We start from the raw sequence: 14671 nt of genomic DNA on the forward strand, positions 1-14671 counted from the left end.
TATGCCGATCGGTCCCGCGCCCAGCACCGTCACCACCGCGCGCCTCACGCTGCGACCGATGTCGGAGGACGACGCATGCGATCAGCGGGTCCTGACCTGGCACACCGATCCTCGCGGATACGAGCTGATGTACGAGCAGCCCTACCCTGACGCCGCGACAGCGTCCGCTCGGCTCCGGTCCTGGGCGGACCGGTGGAGCAGCGTCGGCGTCGGCTACTGGATCGCGGAGCGCGACGGCGTCCCCGTCGGCATCGGCGGGATCGATCCGCTGACGTTCGAGGGCCGCGACCACCTCAACCTCTACTACCGACTGGATCCCTCGGCGCGCGGGCAGGGCCTGGCCCGCGAGATCGCCGCGGCCGGCACGGCGTACGCCGCCGAGTGGTGGCCGGACCGCCCGGTGCTGGCCCGGATCGCACCGACGAATGCACCGTCGGTGAAGGTCGCGCGGGCCGCCGGACTCCTGGACGTCGGCGCGCGGCGAGCACCCCAGGACCCGAAGGACCAGCCCGCGCCGAGGCTGCTGCGTTCGCCCCTCGCTCGGGTGGGGCCGGTCACCGCCGGCGACCCGGCGTACGACGAGCTGCTCGACCTGTGGTGCCGGGTCAACGACAGCGGTGGCGCCGTCGGGTTCGAGGCCCACGCACCGCGCGAAGCAGTGGCCGACGCACTCGAGCGGCACCTCGCGGACGCGGGCACCACCCTCGTGCGACTGCACGCCCCGACGTCGCTGGGCCGAGAAGATTCCTCCCCGACGGGACAGCTGCTGGGATTCGGATTCGTGGTGCGGCCGACGCATCACGCTGTGCGGCACCGGTGCTCACTCATGCGGGTGATGACCGATCCGAAGCAGCGGGGAGCGAATCTGGGACGCCTGCTGATGGGAACGCTGCACGCCCACGCCCGGTCGCAGGGATGCGAACTGGTGCAGATCGACTACCGCGGCGGCACCGGTCTCGGTGCCTTCTACCAGCGCTGCGGCTACGTCGAGACCGGCCGGGTGCCGGGTGGGCTGCGCTTCAGTTTCGGCGACCGCGACGACGTGGCGATGACCCGTCGCCTCGACGGGCTGCCCCTGCGTCAGTAGACGTAGACCAACTCGCTCATCTGCAGACCGCCGCCGGAGATGAGGTAGTCCTGGGCGGCCGTCGACACCCGGCAGCATCCGTGCGAGTCGGGGTAGGGCGGGATGCTCGGCGAACCGTGGACGGCGATGCCGCCGACGAAGTAGTAGGGCTTGTACAACCCGCCGAGCGGGCCGTAGACCCAGCCCGTCGTCGTCTTGCGGTAGATCTTGAAGTTCCCGGACGGGGTGCGCGCGATTGCCGGGTGCCCCTCGTACTCGAATGTGCGGCCGGAGCCGGTGGAGGTGTTCAACGTGATCGCGCTGCGTCCGCCGCGTGCCACCATCAGCAACTGGCGGGTCTTGTCGATCTCGATGTGGTTACCGGCGTAGCGCGGCCACGCACGGTGCTTGCTGTCGATCGCGGTCCACGTCGGGGCGTCGATCTCGCCGGTGGTGGGGATGCCGTTGGCCTTCTGCACAGCCCACACCGCCTGCTGCACCACGAACCCGAACTGGCCGTCCATGCCGCCGCACCAGTACCCGGCGTTCCACATGGCGTGCTGCGCCGACAGCACCCAGCTGCCGGTGGACCCCATCTTGAGCACAGGCCGGGTCGCGGTCGCCGCGTCTGCGGGGGCCGCGAGCATCGCCCCGCCGACGATCGCGAACGCGGAGGAACCGATGGTCGTGGCAAGCAGAGTCCGTCGATCGATAGCAGTCATGATGTCCCCTGTTGAATGAAGAATGGCGGGCTCGAGTGCGACCCGCGCCTCGTACCCGTGTGACGGGGAGGTCCCGTACCACACACATTAGACGGTGCGCAGGGTATTCCGGTTGGATTTCTGGAACCCGAGGCGGGGGAATCTCAGACCGGCTGAGCCTCGAACCGTCCACGAGGGTGCGCGATTTCGTCCTGGGCGCTGATCAACTGCAGCTCGCGAGTGCCCGCCGCGTGCGTCGCCTCGATGATCGCGAAGACCGAGTCGGCCGTGGTGGCCAGCGCGTGCGCCACGCCCTCGGTCATCACCCGCGCCAGGAAGATCGCGGCGGTCGCGTCACCGCACCCGCTCACATGCAGAGGCATCAGCGGTGTGGTCACCTGGAACGCCCCCTCGCGGCTCACCGCCACCATCTGCACCGAGTCGGCCGGCGTCTGGTCGGTCTGCACCGAGGTGACCAGGACCGTGTCGGGGCCCTGCCGTCGTAGCGCCTCGACAGCCGCGAGCAGGTCTGCCACCGAGCGGATCGAGCTGCCGGTGAGGTACTCCAGCTCGAACTGGTTCGGGGTGACGATGTCCGCGGCCGGCACGATCCGGTCGCGCATGAACTCCGGGATCCCCGCCTGCACGTAGAACCCACGGCCCACGTCACCCATCACCGGATCGGCGCAGTACACGGCCGCCGGGTTGGCCGACTTCACCCTGGCCACCGCGTCCAGGACGATCTCGCCCACGGGCGGCGCGCCCTGGTAGCCCGACAGCACGGCGTCGCACTCGGGCAGCACGCCGCGTTCCTCGATGCCGGTGATGACGTCGCCGACCGTCTGCGGCTCGAAGACGATGCCGCGCCACTCGCCGTACCCGGTGTGGTTGGAGAAGTGTACGGTGTGCACCGGCCAGACCTCGTGCCCGAGGCGCTGCAGCGTGAAGACAGCCGAGCTGTTGCCGGCATAGCCGTAGGCGACGGAGGACTGGATGGACATGACCTTCACCAGCGCAGGGTATGACGCCCTGTGCCGGGTGCACCGCTGCCGGGATACGGGACAATCGCAGGATGAGTGAACCGACCACCCCGCAGCAGCTGCCCGACGACGCGGTCGTCCTCGATGTCCGCGAGCAGGACGAGTGGGACGCGGGTCACGCGCCGGGCGCGGTGCACATCCCGCTCGGCGACCTGCCCACCCGTCTGGACGACCTGCCCCCGGACGACACCACGCTTCCGGTCATCTGCCGATCCGGCGGCCGCTCCTCGCAGGCGGTCGCGTGGCTGAGCCAGCAGGGATTCGACGTCGCCAACGTCGACGGCGGCATGCGCGCCTGGGCGTCTGCCGGCAAGCCGCTGACCGCCGACTCCGGGGAACCGCGCGTCATCTGAGGCGGGTCATACCCGGCCGGCGTGCGGGTCAGGTGCGGTTCTTGGCCACCGTCTTGCCGATCACGGTGGCGACCACGAAGGTGATGACGGCCACCACCACGAAGAAGATGAGCCCGACGCCGAGGGCCGCCCCGACGCCCGTGCCGGTGGCGATGGCGATGACCGCATAGATCACCCCGGCTATGACGCCGGCAATGAGTCCACTGCGCACGTTCGGATTCATGAGTCCTCCATCGGATCGGGCCCATGACACTAGTGGCGCGCGGCCGTCCGTGTGTCCGGTCGGCGCCACTACTTCAGCAACCGTGACATCCGGCGGTCCGCCAGCACCTTGCCCCCGGTCTGGCACGTGGCGCAGTACTGCATCGACCGATCCGCGAACGACACCTCGCGTACGACGTCTCCGCAGACCGGGCAGGCCTCTCCGGTGCGTCCGTGCACCCGCATACCCGCCCGTTTGGCATCCTTCAGGTCCTTCGCCGGCTTGCCGGACGCCGTCGCCACCGCACCGCGCAGGATCTGCTCCAGCGCGTCGTAGAGCACTGACACCTGCTCCTCCGACAGCGAACCGGCGACGGCGTACGGCGAGAGCTTGGCCGCGTGCAGCACCTCGTCGGAGTAGGCGTTGCCGACCCCGGCGATGACGGACTGATCGCGCAGCAGGCCCTTGATCTGGGTGCGGCGACCCTCCAGGATCCCGGCGAACACCTCACGGGTGAAGGACTCGTGCAACGGGTCCGGGCCGAGCGAGGCGATGCCGGGCACGTCCTGCGGCGAACGCACGATGTACGCGGCGAGCCGCTTCTGGGTGCCGGCCTCCGTGAGGTCGAACCCCGCGCCGTCGGAGAACCGCACCCGCAGCGCGATCGGGGACTTGCCCGGCCGCAGCATCGTGGCCGGCGACTGCTCGGACCAGCGCAGCCAGCCGGCCCTGGCCAGGTGGAAGATCAGGTGGACCCCGTCGGCATCGATGTCGATGAACTTGCCGTGCCGCTCCACCCCGGTCACGAGCAGACCCTGCAACGCCTGCGGCGGCGGGTCGAAGGTCTTCATCACGCTGAACGACCCGACCTCGACACCGGTCATCGCGAGGTCGACCACACGGGCGCGCAGGAAGTCGGTCAGACCTTGCACCTCGGGCAACTCGGGCACGTCGACTCCTCCGACCGGCGATGACGGCGGACCGGCGGGCACGCCTCGAGCACGACAGTAACGATCAGGTCCGACGGGCGAGGGAGAACAAGCACCGAGCCCCGAGCCTCAGCCGTACGTCGGCTCCTGCGGCCAGCCGGTGGGGCTGTCCTCCCAGTCCTGCTGACGGCCGTAGCACGTGCGGTCCATGATGTGCCCGACCGGCAGGATCGCCTCGGTGCCGCGGGCGGTGGTCATGTAGGTGAGGTACGGGACACCGTGGCGCAGCAGGTAGTAGGAGTATCCGGGCAACTGACCTTCCCTGCCGGAGTCGTCGCTCCGGGTCCAGCCCCAGTCGTAGTGGTAGCTCGTCTTGTACGACGAGACCCACCGGTGATCCCAGCCGCGCTCCTTCGCCCACGCCTGGAGCTTCTCGATCGGCGCCTGCGACACCATCGCGAAGGAGATGCCCTCGTCGGCCAGCCGGCTCATGTTCGCGGGCAGGTTGTCGACGGCCCATGTGCAACTGGGACAGCCCTGCTCCCACCCGGGGTCGAACATCACGTTCTGCACCAGGAGCAGATAGTGGTCGCCGAACAATTCCGCCAGGCGCACCGGGCCGCAGCGCCCGGCGAACACGTAGTCCTCGACCTGCACCATCGGCAGCCGCCGGCGCGCTGCGGACACCCGGTCGTCGTGCCGGGTGACCTCTTTCTCCAGCGCGACCTGCTCGGCGAGCGCGGTGTCGAACTCGGCGCGCCCCACGACCGGGGGCGCTGCCTCCGGTGCACGGGTCCGGTCGACGGTCTGGGCGGTGTCCTGATCGGCCATGGTGTCCTCCGACGGTGCTCGACGGCCAAGGAACCGTTCGACGATACGCGCCGGGGACGCCGTTCGGGAGGGGGATTCGCGTCGATCGGGGGGACGGGACTCTGCATCGAGCGCGCCGGTACTCCCGGTTCGAACGCGGTTCAGCCGCGGATCGTGCTCTGGTCGTGCTCCCGCTCGAAATCGTCCACCGCGGCCGCGGCGCCGCCGAGCTCGTCGCCGACCTCACCCGCGACTTCTGCGTCGTCGCCAGCGTGGCGGTGCCCGTCCTCGTCCATGCCGCGATCGGCCGCCGCCAGGGTGCGGTGCGCGGTGGACAGCAGCACCGCGGCGATCACCGCGGACACGGCTGCGAGCGCGAACGGCACGTGCAGGTTGTAGTGCTCGACGAGCTTGCCCGCGGCGAACGGGGCCAGGCCGCCGCCGATGAAGCGGACGAATCCGTACGCCGCGGAGGCGACCGGGCGCTCGACCGGCGAGATGACCATCACGGCCTGGGTGGTGAGGGTGTTGTTGATGCCGATGAAGATGCCCGCGGCGACGACGGTCGCGATCAGGACGGTGCGGTTGGTGGGCCAGATCGCGATGATCGCGAGGTCGACCGCGAAGAGCCCGAGGGCGACATAGAGGGTGGGCGCGGTGCCGAAGCGCCGCTGCAGATTGGGGGCGCCGAAGACCGCGAAGAGGGCCACGAGGATGCCCCAGGCGAAGAAGACCAGCCCGAGCTTGATCGCGGACAGATGCATCGGGAACGGCGCGTAGCCGAGCATCGTGAAGAACGCCCAGTTGTAGAAGAGAGCGGCCAGGCCCATGGTCAGCAGACCGCGGTGCCGCAGGGCCGCCAGCGGCGCCATGATCGAGGTGCGCTGTTCCGGTTTCGGGGTGGCGGGCAGGAAGAGCACCGTCGCCACCAGCGCGATCGCCATCAGCACCGAGACGCCGAAGAACGGACCGCGCCAGCTCACCGTGCCGAGGAGACCGCCGAGCAGTGGGCCCACCGCGATACCGACGCCGAGCGCGGTCTCGTAGAGGATGATCGCGCCTGCGAACCCACCCGTGGCGGAGGAGACGATGACGGCCAGGGAGGTGGCGATGAAGAGCGCGTTGCCGAGTCCCCACCCTGCTCGGAAGCCGACGATCCCGCCGATGGATCCGGCGGATCCCGCGAGCGCGGCGAAGACGACGATCAGCGACAGGCCGGCGATGAGGGTCTTCTTCGCCCCGATGGCGCTGGAGACCGCATTGGTGACGAGCATCGCAACGGCGGTGACGACCAGGTAGCTCGTGAAGAGCAGCGTCGTCTGGCTCGGAGTGGCGTGCAGCTGGCTGGAGATGGCCGGCAGGATCGGGTCGACCAGCCCGATGCCCATGAACGACACGACGCATGCGAAGGCAACCGCGTAGACCGCCTTGGGCTGGTGGAACATGCCGGAGTCGCTGGTCTCGGGAGATTTCGCGTGCATCGCCGTCCTCGTCAAGTGCATAGTTTTCCTATACGTTAGCTCGCGAACAGCCGCCAGGCAACCCCGCCGGCGGGTCAGTCCGCTTTCTCCTCCGACCTGGCGATGATGCGCTCGATGAGCGCGGTGGCCCTTGCCACCGACTCGCGCTCGGAGTCCGACAGCGTGTCGAAGACCGGAGCGAGGGTGGCCCGGCGCGCGGTCCGCACCTTGTTGAGGACGGCCCGGCCGGCAGGGGTGACATCGATCAGCGCCACCCGCGCGTCGCCCGGATCCGAACGCCGCCGCACCCACCCGGCCGCCTCGACGCGCTGCACCTGGGTGGTCATGGTCGGCTGGCTGCAGTGGTCGGCGGCGGCGAGGTCGCCGATCCGCGCGGGACCTATCTCCTCCACCAGCGACAGCAGCCGTGCCTGAGCAGGCGGCGTGTCGAAGTCCGCGTGCCGCGTCGCCCAGCGATTGAGGCGGGCGACGGCCATCAGCAGCCGGGCGCCGGTGTCGTCGACAGTCGTCATCGGCTCAGCTTATAGATCCGCTATCCAGCCCGAGTCCGTTCTGCGGGACCGACACGCTGGGATCCGCACCGTCCGTGAACGGTCCGCTCAGCGCGGGTGTGCCGGCGCGAACTGCGACGAGGTCCGCGACCACGCGAGCGAGGTGAGCAGGAGTGCCGCGAGCAGCGCCTCCGACGGACCGAGGACACCGGCAACGGCGACCACCGCGACCGCGATCGTCGGGTGCGCGACCCACAGCAAGCCGATGCCGCGGCCCCCGCCGGTGCCCATCAGCGCCAGCGGCGGTGGCCCCTTGTGCACGTAGAGGAGCTGGCCGGCCACCAGCGCGACCATGACCGCGGCCGCGTGGGCCAGCGCGAGCGGTGCGGCCACTCCGGTGACCACCGCCGTCACCAACGCGACCACGAACTGCAGGACCGCGACCGGCGCGAGGTGGAGCACGGTCTCGGCCTGCCACGTGATGCCGAGGATGGACGGCTCGCCGGCGGTGCCGGCGTGGTGCTGCAGACCTCGGGTCAGACCCGACGTGGTGAGGTGCGCGAGCACGAGGACCACCGGGAGTACGAGGGGCGAGCGGCTGTGCACCACCGGCGCGATCGAGGCGAGCGCCACCGCGGCGATCTGCACGATGAGCCAGCCCAGTGACACCCAGCCGAGCCGCAGCAGGCCGGCGACGTCCGCGCCGATCGTCGTACCCCACCGCCCGAGCGGCTTGATCCGCAAGGGGGTGTGCCGCAGCCGCAGGTTGAACGCCTGGGCGCGGGCCCGTCGGGTGTCCCCCGCGACCAGTGCCGAGCTGACGCTGTCGCTCATCAGAGACTGGGTGCGCAGCAGGCTCATCGGCAGCGAGTCGAGCAGGGCGGCCACCGACGGACCGCCGGCGTGGCCCGCGGCCTCGCCGCGCAGCCAGGCGTAGAGCAGCGCCGGGGCACCGACCAGGGCCAGCAGGACGCCGAAGAGGAGCGCCCACGCGGAGCCTCCGGCCATCACAAGACCACCGGGGACGGCGATGCCCAGCCCGAGCAGGCCGGCCGCCACCACGACGCAGGTGCTGCGCCAGGCGTCGCGCAGGGTGAGGGCGCGCGGCAGGTCGGTCGCGCTCACGAACTCCAGGTGTCCGGGCTCCGGCACCACCGGACCGCGGCGCCTGCCGGCACGTCCCGCGAGCAGCGCGACCACCGCGACCAGCAGGACGGCGGCCAGGGCGCACAGCAGCGGATGGTCCTGCACCCGGTGCCGGGCGACGGGCCAGGTCTGGAAGACGTAGTGCGAGGCCAGCACGCCGTAGACGATGCCGAAGAGCCCCACGACGTACGCCGTGAAGAGCGCCGAGCGCAGCTGGGTCCCCTCACCGCGGTAGCGCAGGTGGTAGGCCTCGGCGAGCCGGTGGTCGTCGGTCGGTGCCTGCGGCGAGACGCTCACGAGTGCTGGGGGAAGCGTTCGATACGGGTCGCGGTGCGCTCGGCCAGCTCCTGGTCGTGGCACACCCAGACGACGGAGGACGCGGCATCGACCCGCTCGCGCAGCACGTCCGACAACAGCTCGCGCCGGCCGGTGTCCAGGCGCTGCTCGGGTTCGTCGAGCACCAGCAGCGCGCTCGGTCGCAGCAGCACGATCGACAACTCCACCAGCTGGCGCTGCCCGGAAGACAGCTGGGACAGGTAGCGGTCCCGGAAGTCGTAGATGTCGAGGCGTTCGAGGATCGCGATGATGCGTTCGGCGGCCCCGGCGCGGTCGCCGCCCCAGGTCTGGTCGACCAGGATCAGGTGGTCGCCCACGGTGAGGTCGCGATAGCCCGCGATCGGCCCGATGAGCGGCGCGATGACCCGGCGGATGGTGCGGTCCCGCTCGTCGACGCGGGTGCCGTCCAGGGTGATCGTGCCCGCGGTCGGCAGCATGTTGCCCGTCAGGATGCGCAGGAACGTCGTCTTGCCGGCGCCGTTGGGGCCGGTGATGACGACGTTCTCCCCCGGCCGCACCGTCAGGGAGGTCTCCGGGAGCATGCTCACTCCGTCGACACTCGCGGTGACGCCGTCGGCGACCAGTTCCTGGAAAGCAGTGCCCGCCGTCACCGGAGCCAGCCGATGTGGTCGTGCAGCAACGAATAACCCACGAACGAGACGATATCCAGGATGGAGTGGGTGATGATCAGCGGCAGTACCCGACGGGTCCTCAGATAGACGGTGCCGAGTATGAGACCCATCACGATGTTGCCGACGAAACCGCCGAAGCCCTGGTAGAGGTGGTAGCTGCCGCGGATCAGTGCGGAGCCCACCACGACGACCCACAGCCGCCCGCCCGCCTGGGTCCACCGGGTGAAGAGATAGCCCACCATCACCACTTCCTCGAGCACCGCGTTCTGGATGGCCGAGGCGATCAGGACCGGCACGGTCCACCAGTGCTCGCCCAGTGCCGAGGCGACCACGGTGGTGTTGGCACCGAGGTCGCGCGCGACGACGTACAGCACCAGGCCGGGGATGCCGATGCAGGCGGCGAGCAGCGCACCCAGTCCGAGATCGCTAGGCAGTCGAGTGCGGTCCAGGCCGAAATATGCTCTGCCGGAACGTATCTCGCGCCCGATGAGGTGGATCGCAAGCAGTGCCGGCACGACGCCGAGGCCGATGCCGACGACCTGGTAGGCGAGGTCGAGCCAGGACTGCTGCGCCTGCGAGGCGTTGAGCGTCGAGGTCTGGTGACCGAGCGACACGGTGCTCTGCAAGGACTTGATGATCGACAGGATCGAGTAGATCGCCGAGGCCCCCAGGCTAAGCAGCAGCAGGTACGCCGTCTCGGTCACCAGCGTGCGGGGTGGGTAGGGAGTGACCGGCACCTGGAGTGGCCCACGCCACAGTGCGGCGATCGTCGCGCGGGCACCCCGCCGCTCGCTCGTCATGCCGCCATCCTCACCTACGAACATGGGCGAACGCGCCGAGTTGCGCGGCGTGCCGTGGGTGCCTCATCGTGTGCGCATCACCCCCCTCGTTTTTCCGTCGGCTGCGCCGGTCAAAGCTGCGACTCTGCCGAATCGCGGCTGCGACCTGCGTGGTCGGCCAGTGTGTAGGAGACCTGACGTGACCGGCGTGCTGACCGCCACCCCGCCCGCCCCGACCGCCGCACCCGCGCGGCCGGAGCCGGAGGCTGCCGTCGGGCAGCCGCACACGGCGTTCGAGGACGTCTTCGGGATGGCCACCGGTGCGATCGTGGTGTCGCTCGGGCTCTTCCTGCTGAGGTCGGGGCATGCGGTGACCGGCGGCACGGCCGGGATCGCCCTGCTGCTCAGCTACGCCACCCACCTGGCGTTCGGCGGCGTCTACTTCGTGGTCAACCTGCCCTTCCTGGTGCTGGCCTACTTCAAGAAGGGTCGCAGCTTCACCGCGCGCACCCTGATCGCCGTCGCCGCCGTGTCGGCACTGACGGCCCTGCAGCCGTATGCCATCTCGACCTCGCACCTGAACAGGGTGTACGCCGTGCTGCTCGGCAACCTGCTGGCCGGCATCGGGATGCTCATCCTCTTCCGGCACGACTCCAGCGTCGGCGGTCTCAACACGGTCGCGCTGATCGTGCAGGAACGCTTCGGTGTGCAGGCCGGATGGGTGCAGATGACCTCCGACCTGTGCATCATCCTGCTCGCGCTGACCGTCGTGCCCGCGCACATCGTGGCGCTGTCCGTCGCGGGCGCTGTGCTGCTCAACCTGGTGCTGGCGATCAACCACCGGCCCGGTCGCTACCTCGCGATCTGACCCTGGCACAGGTAGAGCCGACAGCCACAGGACGACCTGAGGCTGTCGGCTCTACCTGCGTCAGGGTGGCGACGCCGGCTCCCGTGAGGGCGCCGACCGCCGTACGTGACGCAGCTCTCACTCGGGTAGGATCGATGCTCAGTGGGCGCCTCCCCGGACCCGGATCTCCCTGTCATCACAGCACGATCTGCGTGGTCCTCTACGGTCGCCATCTCCCTCGCTGAACCCAGCGACACCGGCCCGACATGGCTTTACGCAAGGGTCGCCGCGCTCCCAGCCGGCCCCGGAAAGTCACGACCATGGCCGGCACACCCACCAGCGCCAGCACGATGCCCCCGCCCAGGGCCGCGAGCGCGAACCCCACCAGCTCGTTCACCGCGCTGGCCCGCCAGGTCACCGATCTGGGGCTGATGCGCCGCCGGTACGGCTACTACTGGAGCAAGCTGGTCGGCGCTGTGCTCGTGCTGGCCGGATGGGTCGCCGCGTTCATCTGGATCGGCGACAGCTGGTGGCAGCTGGCCTGGGCCGCCGTGCTGGCCGTGATCCTCACCCAGATCGCCTTCCTCGGCCATGACGCGGCGCACCGGCAGATCTTCAAGTCGGGCCGGTGGAACGACTGGGTCAGTCTCATCGTGGCCGACCTGCTCGTCGGGATCAGCCACGGCTGGTGGCGCGGCAAGCACAACCGGCACCACGCCAACCCCAACAAGGAGGGCTACGACCCCGATCTGGCCATCGGCGCGCTGGCCCTCACTCCCGAGGCGGCCACCCGCCCGCGCCCTCGTGCGGTGCGCTGGCTGCTCGACCACCAGGGCTGGTACTTCTTCCCCCTCACCCTGCTCGAGGGGCTGTCCCTGCACTGGAGCGGCATCCGCCGGGTGGCCTCCCGCGAGAAGATCGAACGACGCTGGATGGAGGTGGCGTTCCTGGCGGTGCGCCTGCCCGTGCTGCCCGCGCTGTTCTTCTGGGTGCTGTCGCCCGGTAAGGCGCTCGCCTGCCTGACACTGCAGCTGGCCGTCTTCGGTGCCTACATGGGCGCATCTTTCGCGCCGAACCACATCGGAATGCCGCTGGTGTCCGCCCGACTGAAGCTGGACTTCCTGCAGCGTCAGGTGCTGGTCAGCCGCAACATCCGGGGCGGGCCCGCGGTCTCGATCGCGATGGGTGGGCTGAACTACCAGATCGAGCACCACCTCTTCCCCTCGATCGCCCGCCCGCACCTGCGCAAGATCCAGCCGCTGGTGGCCGCGCACTGCGCCGCCGAGGGGATCCCCTACACCCAGACCGATCTGTGGACGGCGTACCGGCAGGTCATCGGGCACCTCAACACCGTCGGCGTCCGCGGGTCCGACCCGTTCCTGTGCCCGCTGGTCGCCCAGCGCCGCGCGCTCTGAACGGACCCGACGAGGCCCGCCACCGGGATGGCGCGTTACGTCGACGGCCGGCTGGGGTGCACGACGCCGCGGACCTCGCCCAGTGAGATGCGGGTGCCTTCCGCGCCCGGCGCGGTCGCGCTGATCACGACCTCGTCGCCGTCCTGCAGGAACGAGCGCGTCGTCCCGTCCTGCAACGGGAAAGGTTCGCGGCCGCCGTTCGAGAGCTCCAGCATCGACCCGGCCTGCTTCTGCCCGGGACCGCTCACCGTGCCGGACGCGTAGAGGTCGCCGCTGCGTATCGATGCGCCGTTGACGCTGAGGTGCGCGAGCATCTGCGCGGGCGTCCAGTACATCCCGGCGTACGGCGGCTCGCTGATGACCTCGCCGTTCAGCCGCACCTGCAGTTGCAGGTCCAGACCCCACGGCGGCATGCCGCTGTCCTCGAGGTAGCGCAGCAGCGGCACGTCGCGCACGGGCGGGGCGACGCGGGCGTGCTCCAGCGCGGCCAGCGGCACGACCCATGGCGAGATGGACGTCGCGAACGACTTGCCGAGGAACGGCCCGAGCGGCACGTACTCCCACGCCTGCAGGTCGCGGGCCGACCAGTCGTTGACCAGCACGATCCCGAAGACGTGCTGGTCGAAATGGTCGAGACCGACGGGCTCCCCCAGCGTCGACGGCGTGCCGACGACGAAGCCCACCTCCGCCTCGATGTCCAGGCGGGTCGAGGGGCCGAAGACGATCTCGCCGTCCGGCGTACGCCGCTGTCCGCGCGGCCGCACGATCGGGGTGCCTGACGGCACGACGGTGCCCGCCCGCCCGTGGTAGCCGATCGGCAGGTGCTTCCAGTTCGGGGTGAGGGCATCGCCGTCCGGGCGGAAGATGCGCCCGACCGCGGTCGCGTGCTGCTCGCTGGCATAGAAGTCGACGTAGTCGGCGACCGTGAACGGCGCCAGCATCCGCACGGCGTCGGCCGCATGGAAGTGGACGTCCAGGACGGCCCGCGCACGTGCGTCGTGCACCCAGCTCTCGACCGCGGACCGCACCGTCGCCCAGACGTCCGGCCCGCCCGCGAGCAACGCGTCGAGTGTGCCCGACGCGAACACCTCGGCGTACGCCGGCAGCAACCGTGCCGACGCCGCGCTCACGTCGAGCACCTGGTCCGCGACCGCGACGCCGACCCGCGGTCGAGGGTCCTGGGCGGTGCTGAACGAGCCGTACGGCAGAGTGCGCAGACCGAAGGACGTCATCCCCTGGGTCCGCGCCCGGACCAGGACCACGCGTACGCGCCGTCGTCGGATGCGGTGCCCCCCTCGCCGAGCGCGAGCGGCCGGAAGGTGTCGACCATGACGGCCAGTTCGTCGAAGTACTCCACGCCGAGGCTGCCCTCGATGGCGCTCGGCTGCGGGCCGTGGCTGTGCCCGCCCGGGTGCACGCTGATCGAGCCCTTGCCGATGCCGCTGCCCTTGCGGGCCTCGTAGTCGCCGTCGACGTAGAACATGATCTCGTCGCTGTCGACGTTGGAGTGGTAGTACGGCACCGGGATCGACAGCGGGTGGTAGTCGACCTTGCGCGGCACGAAGTTGCAGATCACGAACCCCGAGCCTTCGAAGACCTGGTGCACCGGCGGCGGCTGGTGCACCCGACCGGTGATCGGCTCGAAGTCGGCGACGTTGAACGCGTACGGGTAGAGGCAGCCGTCCCAGCCGACCACGTCGAACGGGTGCTGGGGTACGACGTGCACGGTGCCCGCAAGACCGCCCGGACCGTCGCCGCGGTGCTTGAGGTAGACCTCGACGTCGGTCTCCTCCACGACCCGGGGCTCGGTCGGCGGGCGCAGGTCGCGCTCGCAGTACGGCGAGTGCTCGAGGAACTGACCGAACTTCGACAGATACCGCTTCGGCGGGCCGATATGCCCGTTCGCCTCGATCGCGTACAGCCGCAGCGGGCCGTCACCGGTCGGCACCCACCGGTGGGTGGTCGACCGCGGGAGCAGCACGTAGTCGCCCGGTCCGACCGTGAGGTCGCCGAACACCGTCTCCACCACGGCGGTGCCGGCCTCGACGAACACGCACTCGTCGCCGACCGCGTTGCGGTGGAGCGGAGAGGTCTTCCCCACCACGGCGTAGCTGATCCGGACGTCGCCGTTGCCGAGCACCAGCCGGCGACCGGTCACCGCGTCCAATGACCGCCAGCCGTCACCGGGGAAGAGGTCGTGCAGCTTCAGGTGCCGGGGCAGCAGCGGCTGGTTGGGCGTCGTGCTCTGATCCGGCAGCTCCCAGGCACGCACGTCGACCAGGGACGACGGCACTCCCGCGTGGTAGAGCAGGCTCGAGTCGGAGCTGAACCCCTCCTCGCCCATCAACTCCTCGCGGTAGAGGCTCCCGTCGGGTGCCCGGTGCTGGGTGTGGCGCTTGGGCGGGATCGAGCCCGCCGCGCGGTAGTGGGCCATGTCTCCTCC

General features: G+C 70.2%; 16 protein-coding genes. 4 read left to right on the plus strand and 12 right to left on the minus strand.

The genetic code is table 11. From position 1 onward, the window contains the following. Position 1: 1 nt before the first annotated feature. Entirely contained in the window at positions 2 to 1087 is a 1086-nt protein-coding gene (locus LVQ62_RS03075) for a GNAT family N-acetyltransferase (RefSeq protein ID WP_233764824.1), read from the plus strand. Here LVQ62_RS03075 and LVQ62_RS03080 read toward each other — a convergent pair. Together LVQ62_RS03080 and pdxY are read right to left on the minus strand one after the other, a co-directional pair. Then, a complete protein-coding gene (locus LVQ62_RS03080; RefSeq protein ID WP_233764826.1) occupies positions 1081 to 1788 on the minus strand; it encodes a L,D-transpeptidase family protein in 708 nt (235 codons plus the stop codon). The genes LVQ62_RS03075 and LVQ62_RS03080 overlap by 7 nt on opposite strands. A gap of 143 nt (positions 1789 to 1931) precedes the next feature. Continuing rightward, complete coding sequence (gene pdxY, locus LVQ62_RS03085; protein ID WP_233764828.1) at positions 1932 to 2777, minus strand: pyridoxal kinase PdxY; 846 nt, start codon at positions 2775 to 2777, stop codon at positions 1932 to 1934. A gap of 62 nt (positions 2778 to 2839) precedes the next feature. On the opposite strand from pdxY, the gene LVQ62_RS03090 reads away from it, so the two are divergent. Further along, positions 2840 to 3160, plus strand: coding sequence for a rhodanese-like domain-containing protein (locus LVQ62_RS03090; protein ID WP_233764830.1), 321 nt, complete (start codon positions 2840 to 2842; stop codon positions 3158 to 3160). A gap of 28 nt (positions 3161 to 3188) precedes the next feature. Here the strand turns inward: LVQ62_RS03090 and LVQ62_RS03095 are convergent, their stop codons facing one another. From LVQ62_RS03095 to LVQ62_RS03130, 8 genes are all read right to left on the minus strand, one after another. Next, a complete protein-coding gene (locus LVQ62_RS03095; RefSeq protein ID WP_233764843.1) occupies positions 3189 to 3383 on the minus strand; it encodes a hypothetical protein in 195 nt (64 codons plus the stop codon). 68 nt (positions 3384 to 3451) lie between these two features. After that, positions 3452 to 4312 (minus strand): Fpg/Nei family DNA glycosylase, encoded by an 861-nt coding sequence (locus tag LVQ62_RS03100; protein ID WP_233764845.1) that lies wholly within the window; start codon positions 4310 to 4312, stop codon positions 3452 to 3454. 108 nt (positions 4313 to 4420) lie between these two features. After that, positions 4421 to 5122, minus strand: coding sequence for a DUF899 family protein (locus LVQ62_RS03105; RefSeq protein WP_233764850.1), 702 nt, complete (start codon positions 5120 to 5122; stop codon positions 4421 to 4423). Positions 5123 to 5262: 140 nt separating this feature from the next. Beyond that, positions 5263 to 6582 (minus strand): MFS transporter, encoded by a 1320-nt coding sequence (locus LVQ62_RS03110; protein ID WP_233764852.1) that lies wholly within the window; start codon positions 6580 to 6582, stop codon positions 5263 to 5265. A 74-nt stretch (positions 6583 to 6656) separates the two neighbouring features. After that, on the minus strand, positions 6657 to 7094 hold the full coding sequence (locus tag LVQ62_RS03115; protein ID WP_179478131.1) for a MarR family winged helix-turn-helix transcriptional regulator: 438 nt from the start codon (positions 7092 to 7094) through the stop codon (positions 6657 to 6659). Between the two features lie 87 nt (positions 7095 to 7181). Beyond that, a complete protein-coding gene (locus LVQ62_RS03120; RefSeq protein WP_233764854.1) occupies positions 7182 to 8516 on the minus strand; it encodes a hypothetical protein in 1335 nt (444 codons plus the stop codon). Next, positions 8513 to 9166 carry an ABC transporter ATP-binding protein gene (locus LVQ62_RS03125; protein WP_233764857.1) on the minus strand — a complete coding sequence of 218 codons (654 nt, stop codon included), beginning with the start codon at positions 9164 to 9166 and terminating at the stop codon, positions 8513 to 8515. Before LVQ62_RS03125 ends, LVQ62_RS03120 begins: the two co-directional genes overlap by 4 nt. After that, positions 9163 to 9987, minus strand: coding sequence for a CPBP family intramembrane glutamic endopeptidase (locus LVQ62_RS03130; RefSeq protein ID WP_233764865.1), 825 nt, complete (start codon positions 9985 to 9987; stop codon positions 9163 to 9165). Before LVQ62_RS03130 ends, LVQ62_RS03125 begins: the two co-directional genes overlap by 4 nt. A 178-nt stretch (positions 9988 to 10165) precedes the next feature. Between LVQ62_RS03130 and LVQ62_RS03135 the strand changes: the two genes are divergently transcribed. Together LVQ62_RS03135 and LVQ62_RS03140 are read left to right on the plus strand one after the other, a co-directional pair. Further along, positions 10166 to 10834 (plus strand): YitT family protein, encoded by a 669-nt coding sequence (locus LVQ62_RS03135; protein WP_233764867.1) that lies wholly within the window; start codon positions 10166 to 10168, stop codon positions 10832 to 10834. 299 nt (positions 10835 to 11133) lie between these two features. Beyond that, entirely contained in the window at positions 11134 to 12228 is a 1095-nt protein-coding gene (locus LVQ62_RS03140) for an acyl-CoA desaturase (RefSeq protein ID WP_233764877.1), read from the plus strand. 35 nt (positions 12229 to 12263) lie between these two features. On the opposite strand, the gene fahA is transcribed toward LVQ62_RS03140, so the two are convergent. Continuing rightward, the gene (gene fahA / locus LVQ62_RS03145) at positions 12264 to 13460 is read right to left on the minus strand and encodes a fumarylacetoacetase (protein ID WP_233764878.1); all 1197 of its coding nucleotides are present in this window, start codon (positions 13458 to 13460) and stop codon (positions 12264 to 12266) included. After that, positions 13457 to 14662: a homogentisate 1,2-dioxygenase gene (locus tag LVQ62_RS03150; RefSeq protein ID WP_233764884.1), complete on the minus strand. Its 1206-nt coding sequence runs from the start codon at positions 14660 to 14662 to the stop codon at positions 13457 to 13459. Before LVQ62_RS03150 ends, fahA begins: the two co-directional genes overlap by 4 nt. Positions 14663 to 14671 lie beyond the last annotated feature (9 nt).

It is taken from the genome of Allobranchiibius sp. GilTou73, from assembly GCF_021391335.1.
In the GTDB taxonomy this organism is placed as follows: Bacteria; Actinomycetota; Actinomycetes; order Actinomycetales; family Dermatophilaceae; genus Allobranchiibius; species Allobranchiibius huperziae.

Bases quoted from the DNA above. Each gene is read 5' to 3' on its own strand.
- LVQ62_RS03075 (WP_233764824.1), top strand. From the start codon at position 2: ATGCCGATCGGTCCCGCGCCCAGCACCGTCACCACCGCGCGCCTCACG.
- LVQ62_RS03080 (WP_233764826.1), bottom strand. From the start codon at position 1,788: ATGACTGCTATCGATCGACGGACTCTGCTTGCCACGACCATCGGTTCC.
- LVQ62_RS03090 (WP_233764830.1), top strand. From the start codon at position 2,840: ATGAGTGAACCGACCACCCCGCAGCAGCTGCCCGACGACGCGGTCGTC.
- LVQ62_RS03095 (WP_233764843.1), bottom strand. From the start codon at position 3,383: ATGAATCCGAACGTGCGCAGTGGACTCATTGCCGGCGTCATAGCCGGG.
- LVQ62_RS03105 (WP_233764850.1), bottom strand. From the start codon at position 5,122: ATGGCCGATCAGGACACCGCCCAGACCGTCGACCGGACCCGTGCACCG.
- LVQ62_RS03110 (WP_233764852.1), bottom strand. From the start codon at position 6,582: ATGCACGCGAAATCTCCCGAGACCAGCGACTCCGGCATGTTCCACCAG.
- LVQ62_RS03115 (WP_179478131.1), bottom strand. From the start codon at position 7,094: ATGACGACTGTCGACGACACCGGCGCCCGGCTGCTGATGGCCGTCGCC.
- LVQ62_RS03130 (WP_233764865.1), bottom strand. From the start codon at position 9,987: ATGACGAGCGAGCGGCGGGGTGCCCGCGCGACGATCGCCGCACTGTGG.
- LVQ62_RS03140 (WP_233764877.1), top strand. From the start codon at position 11,134: ATGGCCGGCACACCCACCAGCGCCAGCACGATGCCCCCGCCCAGGGCC.
- fahA (WP_233764878.1), bottom strand. From the start codon at position 13,460: ATGACGTCCTTCGGTCTGCGCACTCTGCCGTACGGCTCGTTCAGCACC.
- LVQ62_RS03150 (WP_233764884.1), bottom strand. From the start codon at position 14,662: ATGGCCCACTACCGCGCGGCGGGCTCGATCCCGCCCAAGCGCCACACC.